The sequence below is a fragment of the Xanthovirga aplysinae genome (assembly GCF_009711365.1).
GTDB classification, from domain to species: domain Bacteria; phylum Bacteroidota; class Bacteroidia; order Cytophagales; family Cyclobacteriaceae; genus Xanthovirga; species Xanthovirga aplysinae.
Map to the genome: position 1 here is coordinate 1 of NZ_SMMB01001284.1, position 20,040 is coordinate 20,040.

13 protein-coding genes and 1 riboswitch are annotated in these 20,040 nt (G+C 35.3%); of the genes, 6 read left to right on the forward strand and 7 right to left on the reverse strand.

The genetic code is table 11. The features are described 5' to 3' along the window. The 3 genes from trpB to aroF form a co-directional block, all read left to right on the forward strand. On the forward strand, nucleotides 1-1,183 hold a 1,183-nt coding region (gene trpB, locus E1171_RS21240), incomplete at its 5' end, for a tryptophan synthase subunit beta (RefSeq protein ID WP_155208083.1). After that, nucleotides 1,164-1,949: a tryptophan synthase subunit alpha gene (gene trpA, locus E1171_RS21245; protein ID WP_155208084.1), complete on the forward strand. Its 786-nt coding sequence runs from the start codon at nucleotides 1,164-1,166 to the stop codon at nucleotides 1,947-1,949. The genes trpB and trpA, both read left to right, overlap by 20 nt. Before the next feature lie 46 nt (nucleotides 1,950-1,995). Further along, a complete protein-coding gene (aroF, locus tag E1171_RS21250) occupies nucleotides 1,996-3,021 on the forward strand; it encodes a 3-deoxy-7-phosphoheptulonate synthase (RefSeq protein ID WP_155208085.1) in 1,026 nt (341 codons plus the stop codon). 122 nt (nucleotides 3,022-3,143) lie between these two features. On the opposite strand, the gene E1171_RS21255 is transcribed toward aroF, so the two are convergent. The 4 genes from E1171_RS21255 to E1171_RS21270 form a co-directional block, all read right to left on the reverse strand. Next, complete coding sequence (locus E1171_RS21255; protein ID WP_155208086.1) at nucleotides 3,144-4,205, reverse strand: chorismate mutase; 1,062 nt, start codon at nucleotides 4,203-4,205, stop codon at nucleotides 3,144-3,146. Between the two features lie 58 nt (nucleotides 4,206-4,263). Then, the gene (locus tag E1171_RS21260) at nucleotides 4,264-4,857 is read right to left on the reverse strand and encodes a prephenate dehydratase domain-containing protein (protein ID WP_155208087.1); all 594 of its coding nucleotides are present in this window, start codon (nucleotides 4,855-4,857) and stop codon (nucleotides 4,264-4,266) included. 466 nt (nucleotides 4,858-5,323) lie between these two features. Further along, on the reverse strand, nucleotides 5,324-6,160 hold the full coding sequence (locus E1171_RS21265) for a DUF4249 family protein (RefSeq protein WP_155208088.1): 837 nt from the start codon (nucleotides 6,158-6,160) through the stop codon (nucleotides 5,324-5,326). 12 nt (nucleotides 6,161-6,172) lie between these two features. Beyond that, nucleotides 6,173-8,371, reverse strand: a complete 2,199-nt coding sequence (locus E1171_RS21270) for a TonB-dependent receptor (RefSeq protein ID WP_187696577.1) — start codon at nucleotides 8,369-8,371, stop codon at nucleotides 6,173-6,175. Nucleotides 8,372-8,790: 419 nt separating this feature from the next. On the opposite strand from E1171_RS21270, the gene arsC reads away from it, so the two are divergent. Beyond that, a complete protein-coding gene (gene arsC / locus E1171_RS21275) occupies nucleotides 8,791-9,132 on the forward strand; it encodes an arsenate reductase (glutaredoxin) (RefSeq protein WP_155208090.1) in 342 nt (113 codons plus the stop codon). 134 nt (nucleotides 9,133-9,266) lie between these two features. Here arsC and E1171_RS21280 read toward each other — a convergent pair whose 3' ends face one another. Next, a complete protein-coding gene (locus E1171_RS21280) occupies nucleotides 9,267-10,043 on the reverse strand; it encodes an acyl-CoA desaturase (RefSeq protein WP_155208091.1) in 777 nt (258 codons plus the stop codon). Nucleotides 10,044-10,554: 511 nt separating this feature from the next. On the opposite strand from E1171_RS21280, the gene E1171_RS21285 reads away from it, so the two are divergent. Then, nucleotides 10,555-11,805 (forward strand): PQQ-dependent sugar dehydrogenase, encoded by a 1,251-nt coding sequence (locus tag E1171_RS21285; protein ID WP_155208092.1) that lies wholly within the window; start codon nucleotides 10,555-10,557, stop codon nucleotides 11,803-11,805. 70 nt (nucleotides 11,806-11,875) lie between these two features. On the opposite strand, the gene E1171_RS21290 is transcribed toward E1171_RS21285, so the two are convergent. Both E1171_RS21290 and E1171_RS21295 read right to left on the reverse strand, forming a co-directional pair. Further along, nucleotides 11,876-13,915, reverse strand: a complete 2,040-nt coding sequence (locus E1171_RS21290; RefSeq protein ID WP_155208095.1) for a M3 family metallopeptidase — start codon at nucleotides 13,913-13,915, stop codon at nucleotides 11,876-11,878. A 343-nt stretch (nucleotides 13,916-14,258) separates the two neighbouring features. Further along, the gene (locus E1171_RS21295; RefSeq protein WP_155208093.1) at nucleotides 14,259-18,035 is read right to left on the reverse strand and encodes a sensor histidine kinase; all 3,777 of its coding nucleotides are present in this window, start codon (nucleotides 18,033-18,035) and stop codon (nucleotides 14,259-14,261) included. Between the two features lie 277 nt (nucleotides 18,036-18,312). Here E1171_RS21295 and E1171_RS21300 point away from each other — a divergent pair, with 277 nt between their 5' ends. Further along, entirely contained in the window at nucleotides 18,313-19,464 is a 1,152-nt protein-coding gene (locus E1171_RS21300; protein WP_155208094.1) for an aldo/keto reductase, read from the forward strand. Between the two features lie 189 nt (nucleotides 19,465-19,653). Continuing rightward, a riboswitch (cobalamin riboswitch) is annotated at nucleotides 19,654-19,834 on the forward strand. The last annotated feature ends 206 nt before the right edge of the window (nucleotides 19,835-20,040 follow it).

Here is a 20,040-nt window from a genome sequence, read left to right on the forward strand (position 1 = left end):
GGGATATTACGGTCAGTTTGGAGGAGCCTATATCCCTGAATTACTATATGCCAACGTAGAGGATTTACGAAAACAATATCTTCAAATGATTGAAACTCCTGATTTTCAAAAGGAATTTAGCTCTCTTTTGAAGGATTATGTTGGAAGACCTACCCCTTTATATTATGCGGCCCGTTTGTCAGAGCGTTTTAAAACTAACATTTACCTGAAGCGAGAAGATCTCAATCATACTGGTGCCCATAAAGTAAATAATACAATTGGTCAAATTTTATTAGCCAAACGCTTAGGAAAAAAACGGATTATTGCGGAAACAGGGGCCGGACAACACGGGGTAGCTACTGCTACGGTCTGTGCTTTAATGGGGCTGGAGTGCATTGTCTATATGGGGGCAGTGGATATTAAAAGACAGGCACCAAATGTTCTACGTATGCAAATGCTAGGTGCTAAAGTTATTCCTGCAGGAAGTGGAAGCCAAACTCTTAAAGATGCTACCAATGAGGCAATCAGAGACTGGATCAACAACCCTGAAGATACTTTTTATATTATTGGTTCGGTGGTAGGTCCCCACCCTTATCCGGATATGGTTGCTCGTTTTCAATCGGTTATAAGCGAAGAAATTAAAAAACAGCTTAAAGAAAAAACTGGAAGCGAAAATCCCGATAGAGTAATCGCTTGTGTTGGAGGTGGAAGTAATGCTGCCGGAGCTTTTTATCATTATCTTGACAAGGAAGAAGTGAAGTTATATGCTGTTGAGGCGGCAGGAAAAGGAATTGACTCTGGGTATTCCGCAGCTACATCCGTTTTGGGAAGTGAAGGGATCATTCATGGGAGTAAAACTCTTCTCATGCAAACGGAAGACGGACAGGTAGTGGAGCCACATTCTATTTCAGCAGGTTTGGATTATCCTGGAATAGGACCTTTGCATGCTTTTTTGATAAAAACCGGAAGAGCAAAAGTGGTCACTATTGAAGATCAAGAAGCTCTGCAGGCTAGTTTATTATTGTCCCGTTTGGAAGGAATTATTCCTGCTTTGGAATCGGCTCATGCAATAGCTGCATTGGAGAAAATAGAATTTTCCTCGCAAGAAACAGTAGTTGTAAACCTTTCAGGAAGAGGAGACAAAGATTTGGATACCTACATGAATTATTTAAAAGAATATGGAAATGACCACCACACTTCATAATAATAAGATTCAGGAGGTTTTTGCCTCTAAGAAGAATATTCTTAATATTTTCTTTACTGCTGGTTATCCTCGTTTGGAGGACACTACCAAAATTCTTAAGTTACTCCAAGACCAAGGAGTTGATTTGGTGGAAATTGGTATGCCTTATTCTGATCCTTTAGCCGATGGTCCAGTTATTCAAGGTAGTAGTCAAGTGGCCTTGAATAATGGAATGAATTTAAAAACTTTATTTAATCAGCTTTCTCAAACAAAAGAAACTATTGATATTCCCATAATATTGATGGGTTATTACAACCAATTGCTCCAATATGGGGTAAGGGAATTCTGTGAATCCTGTCAAAAAATCGGAGTTTCCGGATTAATTATTCCAGACCTTCCTATGGAAGAATATGAGTCAGAATATAAAGAAATGTTTAAATCTTATGGGTTAAGTTTTACATTTCTTATCACTCCCCAGACCAGTGATGAGCGAATTCTAAAGATGGATGAGCTTTCAGAAGGATTCCTTTATGTAGTTTCTGATTCATCAATTACAGGAGGAAAAAGAGAATTTAATAATAGAATTCAGAGCTATTATGAGAGAATTGGTAAAATGGGTTTGAATAATCCAATTTTAATAGGATTTGGGATATCAGATAAGAAGTCCTACCAACAGGCTTGTCAATATTCAGATGGGGCTATAATAGGAAGTGCTTTTATAAAAGCACTAAAAAATGGAAAGGATTTGGATTCTAGTGTACGGCAATTTATTTCCTCTATACGGTGAGGGAGCGAATTGTTCTTTTTTAATTACTATTTTAAATTGTTGAGGGATGCTTATTGAACTTGAAAATAATTTGCCTGAAAAAGTTTCGGTTGATTTATATGCTAAATTGCTTGATTTGGGTTTTCGCCTTACCGAAGTAAAAACCCAAAGTTCTTCCTTTTTAATAGGCCATGGAGAAGGTCGTGATATTCGTTCAGTTGGACTTCTTCCAGGGGTGAAAAATGTATATGAGTTAAGTGAGCCAAATAAGCTGGTCTCTTCTAAATGGAGATTAGACCCTACGGTGATTGACCTGGGTGAAGGGGTGTTAATTGGAAATGGTAATTTTGGAATGATGGCTGGTCCATGTTCTATTGAAGGTGAGAAACAAATTGAGCATACAGTTGAACATTTGATTAAAAACAATGTACGCATTATGCGTGGAGGGGTTTTTAAACCTAGAAGTTCTCCTTATTCATTTAGGGGGCTTGGTTTGGAAGGCCTAAAGATGTTTTTTGCCGCCTGTCAAGCTAATGGTATTAAGATTATCACAGAAGTGATGCAGATTGAGCAGGTGGAATCTATGTATAAATATGTCGATATTTTTCAGGTAGGAGCCAGGAATTCACAAAACTTTAATTTATTGGAAGTTTTGGGTAGAGTGGATAAACCTGTAATGCTAAAAAGAGGTTTATCAGGAACTATTGAGGAATTACTTGCATCGGCAGAGTATGTGTTCTCCAGCGGTAATGAAAAAATATTACTTTGTGAAAGAGGAATCCGTACTTATGAAAATGCATATAGGAATACGTTGGATTTAAATGCCGTTCCAATTTTAAAGGAAAGATCGCATTTACCAGTTATTGTTGACCCTTCTCATGGAATTGGTATACGTAAACATGTAGAGCGAATGGCTTTGGCTGGAGTAATGGCAGGGGCAGATGGACTTATTGTGGAAGTGCATGAAAACCCTGAGAAAGCCCTTAGTGATGGACAGCAATCATTAAACTTTGATGAAGCGGAACGTCTTTATCAGAATTTGCGAATTTTGAATACCATGAATTTAAAAAGCGAGGAGGAGATTGTTTTCTAATTATTTAGAAATCTTTTTTATAACTCTTTCACAAATAAGAATACTGCATTAATTTATTTGAATAAAAAGAGAGGCTGCTTCAATTTTTTTAACAGCCTCCCTTTTTGCGGTTTTTTCTTTTTCTATACTTGTACTTGATGATTGATTGATTCTTCATGAATAATAGTTAGATATTTTTCTACAAAGTCTTTTCTTAAACCTCCTTTTTCACCTCTTTTAATTACTCTGTCTAACACTTCATGCCAACGATCATTTTGTACAACGTTTAAGTTATTTTGTTTTTTGTAATGACCAATGCTGGCAGCAACTTTCATTCGGTTGGAAATCAATTCAATGAGTTCTTCATCAATGTGATTAATTTGCTGTCGTAGGTCGGTTAACTCATCCTCTTGAATCTTTTCTTCATTCCTGTTGATATCCAGTGAAGTTAGTAATTGACTGAGAGTTTTTGGTGTAATTTGTTGTTTAGCATCGCTCCAGGCATTGTCAGGGTTAATATGTGACTCGATCATCAATCCATCGTAATCCAATTCAAGAGATTTCTTTGAAATCGGTTTAATTAGCTCTCTGTTACCAGCCATATGACTTGGATCTCCTATTATTGGTAAATCAGGGATTCTTTCTTTCAATTCTTGAGCAATTTGCCAAAGTGGAATATTTCTGTAAATTGAATTGCCGAATTTAGAGAATCCTCTATGAATAGCCCCAAGGTTTCTTATGCCAGCCTTGTAAATTCTTTCTATGCCCCCAATCCATAGTTCAAGGTCAGGATTAATAGGATTTTTTACCAGAACATTTGCTTCTGTTCCTCTTAAGGCATCGGCTATTTCTTGAACAGCAAATGGATTTACAGTGGTCCTAGCTCCAATCCAGAGGAGATCTACCCCATATTTTAGAGCTTCTTCGGCATGTTTAGCATTGGCGATTTCTACCGCTATCGGTAATCCAGTTACAGCTTTAGCTTTCTGCATCCAGTTTAACCCAATGGTACCAATCCCTTCAAAAGAGTTTGGGCGAGTACGAGGCTTCCAAATTCCTGCTCTTAGCACATCTACTTGTCCCGTTTCTGCCAATTGAAGGGCTGTGTTGAGCACCTGTTCCTCTGATTCTGCACTGCAAGGTCCAGAGATGATAAGCTTTTTATTTTTTTTGGTCAGCTTTAATTTTTCAAGATTCAATTCCATAGCTCTGTCTTTTATTATTTTTAATATCTTAGATTTCTTTTTTGTGTGTTTTTATTTGTTACCAGTATCTGGCTTTTGTTATTGAGTTTAGTTTTTTTTCTTTTTTCGCAATGACTAAGAATTTGGTTATGTTATCATTTGTGTCCTGAATTCTCTTCTTTAAAATTTGGAGCCCATAAAGATTAGCGGCGTATTCACTTCCAATCACAGCTACATTTTTTAGTTTCTTTTCACTTATCAGTTGAGCATTACCTGCAGTATTTCCAGTTTTTATTATTGAGATATTATTAAATTGATTCAGAAAATTTTTGCATTGGTTAATTGCTGTAGGATGAGACCTTATTTCTTTAATCTCATTTACATCTTGGCCCATTAATGCCATTAAATGATGGTTTACCTCTAGGTTTACCTCTGCTACAATATCTAAATTTGCTGTTTTTACTCTTGAACAATTGTTGTTAACATCACCAGCTAAACTGTTTTCTATAGCAATTATTCCATAAGGAGCTTCATCACTTTTGGAGCAGGTTTCTATTAGGGTTTGGAAGGACTCCATACAGTGTACTTTAATATCATTTCCAAAGTACTTTTGCGCTGCTAAATGGTGGAAACTTCCTTCTATCCCGAATATGGCTACTGGCTTATTAATCATTATTTTTTTTTTTAGGCATAAAAAAAGGAGTCTCACTACTGTGAGACTCCTTTGTATAATTCATTTCCTTTTTAACAATAGAGTCTCACCCGCTTCTTAAAGAAGAAGTAGTAAAAAAAGTAATAGAAGAAAGTGGTGAATTGTAAACTATTGTTTTTCATTCTAGTATAAGTAAAATTCTTTGCAATAAAAAAGGGCCTCTAGTGAGGCCCTCAATTTTATGTATAATATCTTTAGCCTCTAACTTTTGATTAGTGAAAAATAAAAGTAAAAATAGTATTTGTTTACACTTTTAGAGGACATTGCTTTTCTCTTTTAATATATAACTATGGCGCTAAGTAAATGGTTTTATTTTTAAATACAAAACATTGGTGAGTAAAAAATGTATTTTTTTCTTAAAAAAGGTATTATATTTTGTAAAATGGGCTTTTTCCAAATAAAAGTTCGGTGTTTGTGGTGCTTGTTTTTAGTGATCTTTTAGAATGAAATATTTATTATCGGTGTAATAGAGGTTAAAAAAGCCAATACCCCCGATTACATTCGTTGGATAATTGAAAGGTTCCTGGGTAGGTTCCACCAACCAATTGGCTTCATTATTTCGAAGCTCCAGGTATTTGAAATAATTCTCCGTTATATTAGAAATGCTGACTACAATGGTGTCCTTCCGCGAGAATTTAATATTAAGAACTTTAAAGCTTCCTTCAATAGATTTTCCAGATTGGTCATTATCTTTTATTAATTCTGTGTGCACCTTTGTCTTGCTAAAATTGTAATTATTGAAATTTGAAATTGCCTTTTGTACATTAATCATGTACCAATTAGTTCCTTTAAGATCTTCAAACTTATAATGAATGGATACAATGGTATCAAATTTTTCTTCAATCGTTGGGTAGGCCATGTCAAATGTAACTTTTGGTAATATTTGACTTTCGGAAGTTACAAAACGATTTCTTAAGGTGTCTCGGATTTGAAGTTTAAATGATTGAAAATCATTTAGCGTAATTTGGGGATGCCAATAGAATCCTTCCGACAAGTGTTTTAATGTATCTAATTGACCCCGAGTCTCTATTGTAGCTAATATACTGTCGAGAGAAAGCTGTTTGATTAATTCTTCAGAATCCTTAGGTTGAGATTCAAGCGCATCATAACTATTGGTAAGAAGTACTATTAACTGCTCATTATTATAGAGGTTAGAACTGACCACTATGTGATCATTTTCGGGAGTGCTAATATCAATAAACAGAGGTTCCGGCTCACAGGCGAGTAGAAGGATGATTAGATATAATCTATTGAAAGGTTTCAAATTCTCGATCTTTTATAATTGAAAGTTGAATGAAATGGAAGGTATTAGACCAAAAAGTCCTGGTTGCTCATATTGTAAACCTCCATCAGGTTTTTTAGTCACATTAATGGTATAAGGCATTGCTCGATTGTAAACATTATAGATGTTAATACTCCACTCTCCTTTAAACTTTTTCTGGGGATTAGTAAAAAACGAAAGGCTGAGGTCCATTCGATGGGAATCGGGTAATTTTACCCCATTTTTGCTGGTGTAAAGAGGGATAGTTTCTAATCCACCTATACCCGGAGTCAGAACCACATATTGTCCAGTTAAAGGGGTGAATCGGGCTCCCGATTGAAACTCCCACACAGCAGAAAAAGCCCATCTTGAATGAAATTTATAGGTTCCCGCAAGGGCAAAATTATGTCGACGGTCGTATCGAGCTGGAAAATTTTCCCCATGATTTATCTCGTCAAATTTTCTTTCAGAACGGGATAGGGTATAGGTGGCCCAAGTTGATAGTTTCTTCGCTTCCATTTTTAGCAAAAGCTCGAGGCCGTAAGCTATCCCCCAGCCCTGAACAATTATTTCTTCAATATTATTATTAAAGGTTAAATCCGTACCATCTTTAAAGTCAATTAACCTGTTCATATTTTTTAGATAAACAGCCATTCCGAATACTCCTTTAATCTTTGGAAACTTATATTGAGCCCCTGCGGTTACCTGATCTGCCACTTGTGGTTTTATGGACTCGGAAACAGGGTACCACAGATCTGTAGGTAAACTTAATTCGGTACTGGATACTCTGCTCATATTCTGAATCATCCTGGTATAGGAGGTTGAGAAATTTAGTCTTTCATTTACTTGGTAGGTAAGGTTAAGTCGGGGCTCAAATCCAATATAAGTTTTGTTAGTAACGGAAACGGAGGAGATTCTTAGGCCAGGGGATATGGTGATTTTTGACCATAGGTTATAGAAAATATGATAGTAAAGACCATTTTCAAGGGTAAAAAGGGTTTTGGCATTATTATCCGGAATGCTTGCAGCTAATCTTCCACTAGTGTTTACCTGATTTGGTTTAAATTGATAAAGTTTTAGTGATAACCCAAAGTCTGATTTTAGCCTATCGTTGTATTGATAGGTTAAATGATAACCCAAGTTGATATCATTTAAACTTGAATTTTGATTTATGTTACTGTCCTTGTATTGAAGCCAGGTTTTATGTTTATAAAGACTTCGTGTAAAAATAAGGTTGGAGAAAAAACGACTATTAATTATGTGTGTCCAATTTAATGATTGAATGCTGTTTACAAAACGAAAGTTAGAATGGTAATTTTTTCGTATATCATCATTGTACGCCTTAAGAACATCTGTAGATAAAAAATAACTAAACTTTATTCTGTTTTTATCGGAAGGAACAAATTCCGCGATTCCGCTTAAATCATAAAAGTAGTATGGTAAATCTTTGTTAATTAGCTTGATCACCTTATCAATATATGTCCGGCGAGCTGCAAGCTGCAGATGGAGCTTGTTTTTAAAAAGAGGTTGCCGGTAAGCTAGTCTGGAAGAAATAAGCCCAATTCCTCCCTTTATGGTGTAATCTTCTGCATCTGCACGTATACTTTCCACATCCAGTACCGAGGCCAAACGATTTCCATATTTGGCATGAAACCCCCCTTTTACAAGTTTTACTTGGTCAATTACATCAGGGTTAAATACTGATAGAAAGCTTAATAGGTGGGTGGGATTATAAACCACGGCATGATCAAGTAGTACAAGATTTTGATCAGCATCGCCTCCTCGGACAAACATATCAGAACCAGCCTCAATTCCTTTAGATATTCCTGGCATTAACTTTGTAAATGTGATGATATCTTTTTCTCCTCCAATGGAGGGCATGTTTTCGATCTGGCTTTGTTTTATGGTTACAGATTGTACGATATTAACTATTGAGCTATCCTCTTTTGAAGCTTTAATTTCTATGGAATTGAGTATTTCAATTTGTGGATGCAAATAGAAGTTTATATGGGTGTTTTCTTCATTTAGGAAAAGAGTAGTGTCTAGTTTCTGGAATCCTACAGCTGAAATGATAAGGTTCAGGCTGTCCTTTTTAGTTTTTATTTCATAGGCACCATCCAAGTTTGCAGTTGTTCCTGATTTTGAAAGTGGCCGATATATGTTAGCGAAGGGGATGGTTTGCTTATTTTCGGCATCATAAATTTTACCAATCATCTTCTTATTCTGGGCTTTAATAGAAAGGGTCCAAATTGATAAAAACGAAAACAGGACACATTTTAAAAGGAATGATTGCATATATGAATTTGTGAAATCGGATGGTCTGCTGGCCTGTGAAAATCACAAGAACACCCTGAGAATTTTACCCCTATCCTTTTAACCCCGTCCTAGCCGAAATGTTAATTTTGTATTCGGTGTGTGGCATTTTATTGGAAGTTGAAAGATTTTGGGGAATAAGTTGAGGTGAAGGAATTTTTTGTATTAGGAAGCTTTCTGTATTTATACTGAAAGAAGATAGGAATAAGAATATAAATGAATGGTGGTATGAGTTATAGATTTTATAAATCAATGGGGGAGCGGTCTTTTTTATATATTTACAGGTAAAATAATTGATTTATTTAAGATTTAGAAATGTTATGATTAGGATTTATCATAATCCCCGGTGTAGTAAAAGTCGTTTAACTCTTGGGTTATTAGAAGAAAAAAATATTAACGTAGAGGTGGTTGAATACCTTAAAACACCACCTACAGAGGAGGAGTTAAGGGCTATTTTGGATAAAATCGGAATAAAGGCAGAAAAACTTGTTCGTAAGGGGGAAGTAATTTTCAAAGATAACTTCAAAGGAAAAGTTTTAAGTGAGGAAGAATGGATAAAGGCCATGGTGCAATTTCCAAAATTAATTGAAAGACCTATTGTAATTAATGGGGATAAAGCAGTAATAGCTCGTCCTCCTGAAACAGTGAAAGAAGTGTTATGAAAATAAAAAAGAACGGTTCTAAACCCGTTCTTTTTTATGAAAATCTAAGAGCTTGTTTAAATATCTTGTTTTGAAACTAATATCAGACTTTTCAAAAAGCTATTTGCAGCCAATAGAAAATTTTTTTAGATGCTCTAAGCAGCCGCCTTTGCTGCTTTTAATGTCGTGTCAATGATTTTAGTTTTCTTACGGAGCTTGATAATTCCAATTTTATCAAATAGAAGAATAATTAAATAGGCAGGATCGATCTCATGCCATCTTACTCCTCCAAAATTGGCCCTGGAACCATAGGTGTGGTGATTGTTGTGATAACTTTCTCCAAACATTAAAAAATCGAAAGGTAGAAAATTTTTAGAAGTGTCACTTACTTTGAAATTAATATATCCAATTATGTGAGCAAACCAATTTATGATTGCCCCATGTACTGGAGACATTAAATATACAAAGGGTAGCAGTAAGTACATCCATGGGGAAGTAGCAAATTTCATAAAGAAAAGTGTATATAAAACGCCCCAGGCTAAACGAGTTAAATTATGGGAAGCAAAGCGATCAAATTTATGCCATTCGGGTAAATCCTTTGTGAATTTTTTGTCAAGCTCAACTCTTTGGTTAAATATATTTGTATACCTTTTGTACGTAAGCCACATCATGTGGAAAAGGTTTTTAGAATACATAGGTGAATGAGGATCTTTTTCAGTGTCTGCATAGGCATGATGCATTCTGTGCAAAGCTCCATAAGCATAAGCACTTAGGTAGCTGGATCCCTGAAATATAAAGGTCAGAAAATAAAATACTTTTTCCATTCTTTTTGACATAGTGAAAGCCCTGTGGGCTGAATATCGATGAAGAAAAAATGTCTGAAAGAATAAGGACAAATACCAATGTGCAATGAAGAATCCAATAATAATCATACGAATAGTTTAATCTTAATTTTGATTTTGCTTTATCTATAATCTTTAAGACAACTTGAGTTTAATTTTGTGACAGATTTTCTTCAGATTTTTTATTTTATTTAGACCGTTAGAGTTCTTTTTGATTATTCTTAGTCTTGGGGAATGGTTACTTGTTATAGGTCAGAGTTTTATTTGTATTTATTTTTTTGTGAAAGTATTTAACTTTTAAAACTTATTTCCTTCCTTACTTAATACTCCTTCTATTCCCATGGCTGTTTCCAGTTTTCTTTGCTGTTCTTCCTTTAATTTTACTTTTTCTTTTAATATTTCTGTGAAATACCAACTTTTGTTTTAAGATTATTTTCAATTGCTTTAGTTTCTTTAATTAAGGAGGGACATTTGGAGTAAGGTGCTTTATTAATAACCATTAATAAAAATCAGATAATAGTCGGTAGGTGGTGATTTGAAACTGCTTTTCTCGACTTATTGTATTTATTTTTAAAGTGAAGGTAAATATTTATTATTCTTTATGAGGATTAATGCTCTTGCTATTTCGCTTGCTTTAATTTTTCTCAGCATCAGCTGTGGAAATAATCAGAGCAAGAGAGAATACATAGTGCAAACCTCTGAGGAGAAAATATTAAAATTTAAGCTGGAACTGATAGCGGATCGTTTAATTTCCCCTGTGGGGATGGCCAATGCTCATGATGGTTCTGGAAGGATTTTTATAATAAGTCGTCCTGGAAAAATATTTGTAATTAAAAATGGTAAAGTATTAAAGGAACCATTTTTGGATGTTGCCAAAAAAATGGTCCCCATAGATAACCGTAAAACAGAAAGAGGTTTATTGGGATTGGTTTTTCACCCTCAATATAAAACTAATGGTCGTTTTTTCATTTACTATAGTGCTCCCTCAGGTGTAGAAGAATCTGACCATAGGACAGTGCTTGCAGAATATAAGGTATCTGCAAAGGATCCGGATATTGCTTTCGAAAAGGAAAAAATAATTATGTCTATTGAGCAGCCGGAACAAAATCATAATGGCGGTCAAATGGCTTTTGGACCTGATGGCTTTTTATATATTGGATTAGGGGATGGTGGAGGAAAGGGAGATCCACATGGTGAAATTGGAAATGCCCAAGATATGACCAATCCCCTGGGAGCTATTTTAAGAATCGATGTAGATCATGGCAATATGATCCCCTATGCTATTCCTAAAGATAATCCTTTCATCAATACTCCGTATTTACATGAGATTTGGGCTTATGGTTTCCGTGACCCCTCTGGCTTATCATTTGATCGGGAAAGTGGAAGGCTTTATTGTGGAGATGTGGGAAGAAGTAGGTATGAGGAAATTAATTTGGTTGAAGCTGGCAAAAACTACGGTTGGAGGGCAATGGAAGGAAGACAAATCTTTGATCAGGCACTGTACGGAATGGGAAGGTCAGGCCAATTTGAATTTCCCATTTTTGCATTTTCCCATCGATTGGGGAAAAGAGTAGTAGGAGGGTTTGTTTACAGAGGAAAGCGGTACCCTGAAATCTATGGGAAATATTTTTTTGGAGTATCCAAAGGAAGAATTTTCTTCCTTGAGGAGGATAGGGGAGGTCTATGGTTTGCTGTTGAAGCTTTTTTTGAAGGGTTTAATTTAGAAAAGGGGAAGGAAAAATTAAATAGTTTTGGTGAAGATGAAGAAGGCGAATTATACTTAATCACTCAACGATACAGAGGTGGTTACAATAGCACCGGAAAACTTTTTCGGTTGGCAGTGGTAAAATAAGCTGTGAATTTCTATTTCCTGGGAAAAGGCAACAGGAAACATTGAAATTCCTGTTGCCTTTAATTAGTAGCTAGTCCCGTAAGAGGCCACTTCTTTTTAATAAAGCTTTAACAGAAGGTTCTTTCCCTCTGAAACGTTTATATAAAGTCATTGGGTGTTCGCTTCCGCCCGCTGAAAGTATATGATTTCTGAATAAAGTGGCCGTATCTTTATTGAAAACTCCAGTTTCCTGGAAAAATTCAAATGCGTCAGCATCCAAAACTTCAGCCCATTTATAACTGTAATAACCAGAGGAATAACCACCTTGGAAGATGTGGGCGAAGGCGCAGCTACTATTGGTTTCTTTTACTTCAGGAAGTAGGTTGGTTTCTTCAATTGCCTTCTGCTCAAATTGAGATACGTTGCCAATTTTTTCGGGATTATTTTGATGCCAAGCCATATCAAGTTTGGCAAAGCCTAATTGACGTAGAGTGGCAATACCTTCATTAAAATTGGCACTTTCTTTAATACGTTTTATCATTTCTTCAGGAATTTTTTCTCCTGTTTGGAAATGATGTGCAAATAAATCCAAACATTCTTTCTGGTAAACCCAATTTTCCAGTACCTGCGAAGGTAACTCGACAAAATCCCAGTAAACATTAGTTCCTGTTAAACTTTGATATTTTCCATCAGCTAATAAGCCATGTAAGGCATGACCAAACTCGTGAAAAAGGGTGGTAACCTCATTGAATGTAAGTAAAGAGGGCTCACTTTCTGTTGGTTTGGTGAAATTGCATACGATTGAAATATGTGGTCTCTGATCCAATCCATCTTCTTTTTTTTGCCCTCTATAGGAAGTCATCCATGCACCTCCTCTTTTCCCCGCTCTTGGAAAAAAGTCGGCATAAAAAAGGCCGATTTTTTTTCCTTCAACCCCATGTTCTACCTCATAGACTTTTACATCCTTGTGGTAAACCGGAATAGATTGGTTTTCTTTAAAAACCAGGCCATATAATTTTCTAGCCGTCTTAAACACCCCATCTATTACTTTTTCTAATTGAAAATAGGGCTTCAAGGCTTCGTCATCTATGGAATATTTTTCCTTCTTTAATTTTTCCGCATAGTAAGTCATATCCCATCGCTGAAAGTCAGTTAAGTCATCTTTCTCTTTTGCAAATTGTTTAAGCCTTTCCAATTCCTCCTTAGCAATTGGTTTTGCATAATTTAGGAGCTCATCCAGGAATTGATTGACTTTTTGAGGGGATCCTGCCATTCTTTCTTCCAACACAAAATCTGCATGGGAGGAATAACCCAGGAGCTTTGCTCTTTCACTTCTGAGTTTAACCAGTTTTAAGACATATTTTTGATTATCCAATTCATCATCTTTAAATGAACGGGAACCAAAAGCTTTAAATAAGTGCTTTCTTAATTCTCGGTTCTCAGAGTAGGTCATAAAAGGAATGTAACTTGGATAATCCAGGGTAATTATCCAGCCTTTATCTTTTCCTCGATTTTTAGCTTCCAATGCTGCGGCTTCAATAAAACCTTTTGGTAACCCCATAAGATCTTTTTCACTTTCCAAATAGAGCTGAAAATTATTGGTTTCCTTTAACAGGTTTTCTCCAAATTTTAAAGATAGCTGTGAAAGTTCTTTATCTATTTCACGTAGTGTTTTTTTGTCCTCATCTTTCAGATTCGCGCCGTTTCGAATAAAGCCTTTATAAGTCTTTTCAATTAACGTTTGTGACTCTACATCTAACTCAAGATGCCCTTTTTGTTCATAAACAGCCCTTACTTTTTCGAATAGCTGTTGGTTAAGAAGAATATCGTTACTGTATTCTGTAAGGATAGGAGAAAACTCTTGAGCAATTTTTTGTATCGTATCATTAGTTTCTGCTGAATTAAGGTTAAAGAAAATGCCTGAAATCACATCTACTTTTTCCCCACTTCTTTCCAATGATAAGATGGTATTATTAAAATCAGGTTCTTTTGGGTTATCTACGATTTCCTGAATTTTTCTCCTACTAATCTCAATCGCTTTTTTTAGCGCAGGTAAAAAATGTTCTTCTTTAATTTTATCAAATGGAACAGCCCCGAAAGTCGTATCAAATTTTTCAATTAAAGGGTTCATATGTTGGTTTATTCTGTTGGTATTTATTGAATTTAGTTGGATAGACATGCATCTTCATTTTGGTTTTCCTTTGGAATTGTCTATCCTAAAATGGTTCTTTAAGAAAACTCTTTCTCCTATTTGTAGGCCAATTTTGGGAGTAAAGATAAGTTAGTATAGCTATAATAGCGAGTATGGCCAAAGAGAATAATTTTTCTTGAGCCAAACAAAAAAGAGAAAGCCTAATGAATAATTTTTTGGAACAACTAGAAAGTCAAATACTAGATGATTCTATCTATTGGTTTGTTCTTAATGGAAGCTTTCCTGCCTGTTTAATTCTAAAAGAAAAGGTCGGCTTTAATAGTTATTTCTTAAAATTAATAATAAAGCAAGACCCAATTCCAAAAGCACTTTCACACCAAACTTTGCCGTTCAGCTCTTCTACATATTTTTTAACGATGGAAAGCCCAAGACCCGTGGAACTTTCTCCCGCTGTAGGTATATTGCTTAATTTTTGAAATTTCCCAAATAATTTGGGTAATTCATCCTCTCGAATACCGGGTCCTTCATCCTTTATTTCAAATCGGATTAGCTCCTGATTTTCTTCCAGTTTTATGGATATTTTTTTATTTAGAGGGGAGAACTTTATGGCATTTGAAATTAAGTTTTCAAGAATTTGGGTAAGGTAATTTGGGTCGGTATGAAATAATACGGGGTCTAAATCAAGACTTAAATTTAGGTGCTTCATTTTAAGCCTTTCATCAAATTGACGACAAACACTCCTTATAATTTGGTGGAAGGGAGTTTCTTCTAAATCTAGATTTATTTTTTTTGCTTCGATTACCCTAAGATCTAAAATACGATTAATCATATTATCCATTCGGTTGAGGGCTTTCTTCATATGGTTAATGTAGTCCATATGTTCTGAACTTATTTCTTTTTTATCAGAAATAAGTAGTTCAACCATGGTTTGGGCACTTGTTAATGGGTTTCGTAGGTCATGAGCCACGATACCAATAAGGTGGTTTTTTTCTTGATTTAGTTCTTCAAGTTCTTTGTTCTTTTCTTCGATTTCCTGCTTTTGGAAACGGATGTTTTCATTTGCTGTTCTTAAATGGGAAGTTTGTGCTGCTAAGCGCTCATATGCCCTGGTGTTTTCCACTGCTATTTGTGCATAGGTGGCTATGTTTCTCAAAACCGTCACTTCATACTCCTGAAAAGCATCTTTTTGGAAGCTTTGAACAGAAATTACTCCTATAGTCCTATCCTTCAAAATTAGTGGAAGATAAATCAGGGATTGGGGAACATCGCCAGCTTTCGGAGGTAAATGTTTATCGATAAAATTTTCCTTCTCTTTTTCATAGTCGTTGATGAGAATTTCGTTTTTGTTTTTGAAACAATCTACGGCCAGCCTATTTTTTTCATCTAACTGAAAGGAAAAGTCTTTTAACCGGGTGCCATTTTCAATGGCCCCATGAAAATTTATGGAATTTGACTCCTTGTCATGAATTCCTATTGCAAAGCTAGAACCATCCATGAGGTTATTGACATTTTCATAAATGGTATAGATAATTTTTTCAACTGAAAGACAGGTGGTGATCTCCTTACCAATTTCGCTTAATGTTTCAAGGGTATGATTAGCTTCTTCTAATTGTTTGGATTTGACCAGAATTTCATTCTTTTGTCGAACAACCTCACTGGTTTTTTCTTTGACAAGAAATTCCAGTTCTTTCTTTTTAGACTCAATATTATTGATTCTAAGGCGCACAATTCCATAAATGATGGTTAAAAGAAGGAGCAAAATGCTTGCTTTGAACCACCATTGGGCCCACCAGGGTTGTGAAATGGAAAAATGATAAGTGATGGGCTCTTTTGTCCACACTCCGTCATTGTTGGCTGCTTTGATCAGCAATGTGTAATTTCCTGCAGGTAAATTGGAATAGACAACTTCGTTTTTGTCGGATACTGGTGACCAATCCTGGTCTAAGCCTTCAAGTTTCCATTGAAAATTGATTTTTTCAGGTGCTCTATAACTAAGTGCTTCAAACTCAAATGACAAATGATTCAAATCATAGGGAAGCTTAAGATTTTGTGGGAGATTTGACCAATTTTGAAATCCACTATGGTATTGCCTTTTTCCCTCACTTGTCCAATCTATATCCTTATAAAAAAGTTTGAGGTTCTTGAAATGAAGCATAGGTGGGATAAGGTTAGCTTCTTTTTTTCTGGGGATATATTTCATGGCCCCTTTAATGGTTCCAAACCATAGATTTCCCTCTTGGTCCTTTAGGTTGGCCATTCCGTTGTTTTCAATTCCAATGAATCCATCTTCCACTCCGTAGTTTGTGATGTTCGTTACCTGACCCAATGAATCTAAGGTGATTTTGTCTACCCCATTTTGGGTGCCAGCCCATAAGTTTCCCTCCTTATCTTTTAAAATAGAATAGATATTATCTGAAGTCAGCCCATCCTCAGAAGTTATATGTTTAAAGGTTTTACCATCAAAAAGGGTAATTCCTCCTCCATAAGTTGCGAACCAAATTTGATTATAATCATCCTCAGTTATTTGTAAAACAATGTCATTTTTCAGTCCATGAGCCTCATCATATTTTTTAATTTTCCAATCGCCTAAATCTTCGGGGGATTTTTCTTTAATCCAAGGTTGAAATCGGTAATTTAGCAATCCACGGAGATAAACTGCACCCCATAAATTTCCTTTGGAGTCTTTATATAGGGTTCGAATATTATTGGGTAGTAGGCTGTCTCCTTTTTGACTAATAGTTTTTGTTTTCTCTTTATCATAAAGGACGATGCCCTGTCTGTTTGTGGCGAATAGGAATTGATTTCCTTCTCGAATCATATCATTCACGCCGGTATTCCTTATTAAACCATATTTTTGGTTTACTTTGCTGAAATTTTTCCCCTTGTACTCCCACAATCCTCCCATTGTGGCAATTAGTAAATTACCGTTTTCTAATTCAATGAATTTTCTTACTAACCCTATCCTTTGTTTTTGGGGAATTCTGGTTACCATTTTTTCTCCATCATATTCAATTACTTCCCCAATGGTAGTTCCAAACCAGTAGTGCCCTTTGGAATCCTGAAAAATGGCCCGAATCATTTCAGAAGGTAAGCCATCTTTAGCTTGGTAGGCAATGAAATGATCTATATTATACTTTATTATTCCAGCCCCATTAGTACTGAACCAAATATTTCCTTCATGGACTTCTAAAATACCATTTACCATATTGGACGATAGACCATTTTTCTCGTTAAAAAGGTGAAAATTTTGCCCATCCCACTTATAAACCCCTATTCCTTCAATACTTATCCAGTAATGCTCATTATTATCCTGTATAATGTTATTTACCCGGAATGGTACCTTCATTTGAGGGAGGTTGAATTCCCGTAGTTCATTTTTATGTAAGGTGTAGATTGTATTTGGTTTTTTATAACTTACCAACCATAGGCGGTTTTCTTTATCTTCAAAAATGGGGTAAAGTAAGAATTTTTTTACCTCAGGATAGTAATTTATGGGAGAGGGTTTTAATTCTGTTCCGTCGAATTCAAAATATCCTTTTTCTGTGGCGATATAGACGATGCTATTATTTCTTGTAAAATACCCTCGAAATTCATTGTTTTTATTTATTTCCGGGTATTGTTCTGCGAAATTTTTTATATTTCCTTTTTTGTCCAATACAATTATTTGAGAGGAATTTTTTGTTTTCTCATGGGCTTTGTGTATCCAAATATTTCCTGATTTATCTTCCCATAGATTTCCTAAGAAGTCGGCTCTTATGTTGGGAGCCACTTGCAAAAAATCTCTTCCATCATAGCTGTTTATCCCATTCTCGGTGGTTATCCATAAATTCCCTTTGGAGTCTTCCATTAAATCGAAAATTATGTTACCAGAAAGTCCATCCTTTTGGGTGTAGGTTTTAAATTCTTGGCCATTAAACTTAGAAAGGCCTCCTCCGTTTGTTCCTATCCACAAATGCCCTCGGCTATCTTGAATAAAAGCTGATACCTGAGATTGTGGTAAGCCTTCCTCCAGAGAATAACTTTTAAAGTTATGCTGTTGACAAAAGCACGATAGTGTTAATAGGAGAAGCAATAAAGTTGCAGCAGTTCTTTTTAGCATTTTACTCTGTTTGATGGATAGCAATTTATAAAACCAATTATTTAAAAGGGGAAAAAATAAAATGTTTTTGTTCCTTTTTTTAATATAAATTTATTGAGAAATATATGAGTTTAAACATTATTTAATGGTAATCCTTTTATTTTGAGTTTTTTAGAGGGTAAAATTTTATTCTTAGTGAATTCACTGATTTTAATATGGATTTTAACCTTTTCTTGAAAAGGGGATAAGGTTGATTATTATATTAGGTAATAGAGGGATTGGCCTGAAAATATATTATTTGAATATCTGCATTTGGTGGGAATTGAACAATACTTCTTTGGGAAGGTTATTGTTGGGTGGTGTAGGTTGGAATTATCTTAATTTAAGAATAATGAATTACAAATTATTGGGAAGGAGTGGAATTAAAGTTTCGGAATTATGTTTGGGAACAAATACTTTTGGTACCTCATGGGAGATGGGGATTGGCACGGATAAAAAAGAGTCAAGAAGAATCTTTGATTATTACGTTGATCATGAAGGTAATTTCATTGATACGGCCATAGTTTATGAGGATGGACAAAGTGAAAGTTATTTAGGTGACTTTATGAAGGGAAAAAGAAGTCAGGTGGTTTTGGCCACAAAGTATTCTTTTGGGCTTTATTCCTTAAATAAATCTTTAATTTCAAAGGACCCCTCCTTTATTGGGAATAGCCGAAAGAGCCTGGTTCAATCAGTAGAACATAGTTTACAAACACTAAAAACAGATTATATAGATTTGTTGTATGTCCACTTTTGGGATAGTACGACAGAGGTTGAAGAGTTGATGCGTTCTCTAGAATATCTTTGTCAATCTGGTAAAATTTTAGCCATTGGCTTTAGTAATACCCCTTCATGGGTTATTGCCGAGGCCAATACTTTGGCATGCTGTAGAGGATGGAGCCCCATTTCGACAATTCAATTAAAATTTAACTTATTGGATAGGGAAGCGGAAAGGGAATTCTTCAAATTGGCCGCTAAACATCAAATTAGCATAGTAAGTTGGGGATCTCTGGCATACGGACTACTTACAGGGAAATATTTTCAAAAGGAAAAAATAAAAGAGCCCACTCGTTTTGAGCAAGATAAATTAAAACTATCCGAAAAAGAAACTGCCATAATTAAAGAAGTGATAAAAATAGCGGAAGAATTAGGTTGTAAACCTCTTCATGTTGCCATAAACTGGTTACGAAAGATAAATAAGAATTTAATACCTGCTGTTGGAGCTCGGAATGTTTCTCAAATAAAAGAAACCTTGGATTGTTTGCGGTATAATCTAAGTGAGGAGCAATTTCAAAAATTACAGGCCCTAAGTACTCCACCTAATCAAAATGTATACCCCTATGATTTTATAGAAGGCGAAGGGTCTCAACGCTCAATGTTCGGGAAATATTTTGGAAAGATTGATTTTTGAGGTTTAAATCCATAGCAAATAACCCAGAAATCATTTTCCCATAGATAATTAGTAATTTGAGGTGTTTGGAACCCTATGTAAAATGGAAAGGGCAATATCCAAAATTTTCCCCTATCTACTTTTAACTACTATCCATTAACAATTATCTAATCCCTACACCTTGTTTGGTTCCCTTTTTAATTTTTCCTACCTTAGGCCCAGAATTAAGGTTCTTCTTTTGTAGATGAAAAGGGAATTCGGTGAAAGACCGGAGCTGTACCCGCAACTGTAAACTTTATTAATTTCTTTGTAAATAAGTCACTGTCAAGTAGGATGGGAAGGCACAAAGAAAGAAGTGAGCCAGGATACCTGCCTTTATTCGTGAACCAACGCTTTCGGGATAAAAGTGTTTGGCAAACGGATTTTTATCTTTTTGCATACCGATTTTCCCGGAGCATATTCATTTATCTTTTAATGAAAAGAATTGTATGCTCTGTAAATTGTTTATTTTAAGGCCTTTCTTTTTTTTACACTTAGAGCTGGTGTTTAACTGCTTTTTAAGGGTGGGAAATGTTTTCTACTTCTGGCATTCCATTT

Coding starts and splice junctions, on each gene's coding strand:
- trpA (WP_155208084.1), top strand. CDS start 1,164: ATGACCACCACACTTCATAATAATAAGATTCAGGAGGTTTTTGCCTCT.
- E1171_RS21260 (WP_155208087.1), bottom strand. CDS start 4,857: ATGATTAATAAGCCAGTAGCCATATTCGGGATAGAAGGAAGTTTCCAC.
- E1171_RS21280 (WP_155208091.1), bottom strand. CDS start 10,043: ATGATTATTATTGGATTCTTCATTGCACATTGGTATTTGTCCTTATTC.
- E1171_RS21295 (WP_155208093.1), bottom strand. CDS start 18,035: ATGCTAAAAAGAACTGCTGCAACTTTATTGCTTCTCCTATTAACACTA.
- arsC (WP_155208090.1), top strand. CDS start 8,791: ATGATTAGGATTTATCATAATCCCCGGTGTAGTAAAAGTCGTTTAACT.
- E1171_RS21255 (WP_155208086.1), bottom strand. CDS start 4,205: ATGGAATTGAATCTTGAAAAATTAAAGCTGACCAAAAAAAATAAAAAG.
- E1171_RS21285 (WP_155208092.1), top strand. CDS start 10,555: ATGAGGATTAATGCTCTTGCTATTTCGCTTGCTTTAATTTTTCTCAGC.
- aroF (WP_155208085.1), top strand. CDS start 1,996: ATGCTTATTGAACTTGAAAATAATTTGCCTGAAAAAGTTTCGGTTGAT.
- E1171_RS21290 (WP_155208095.1), bottom strand. CDS start 13,915: ATGAACCCTTTAATTGAAAAATTTGATACGACTTTCGGGGCTGTTCCA.
- E1171_RS21270 (WP_187696577.1), bottom strand. CDS start 8,371: ATGATTGGTAAAATTTATGATGCCGAAAATAAGCAAACCATCCCCTTC.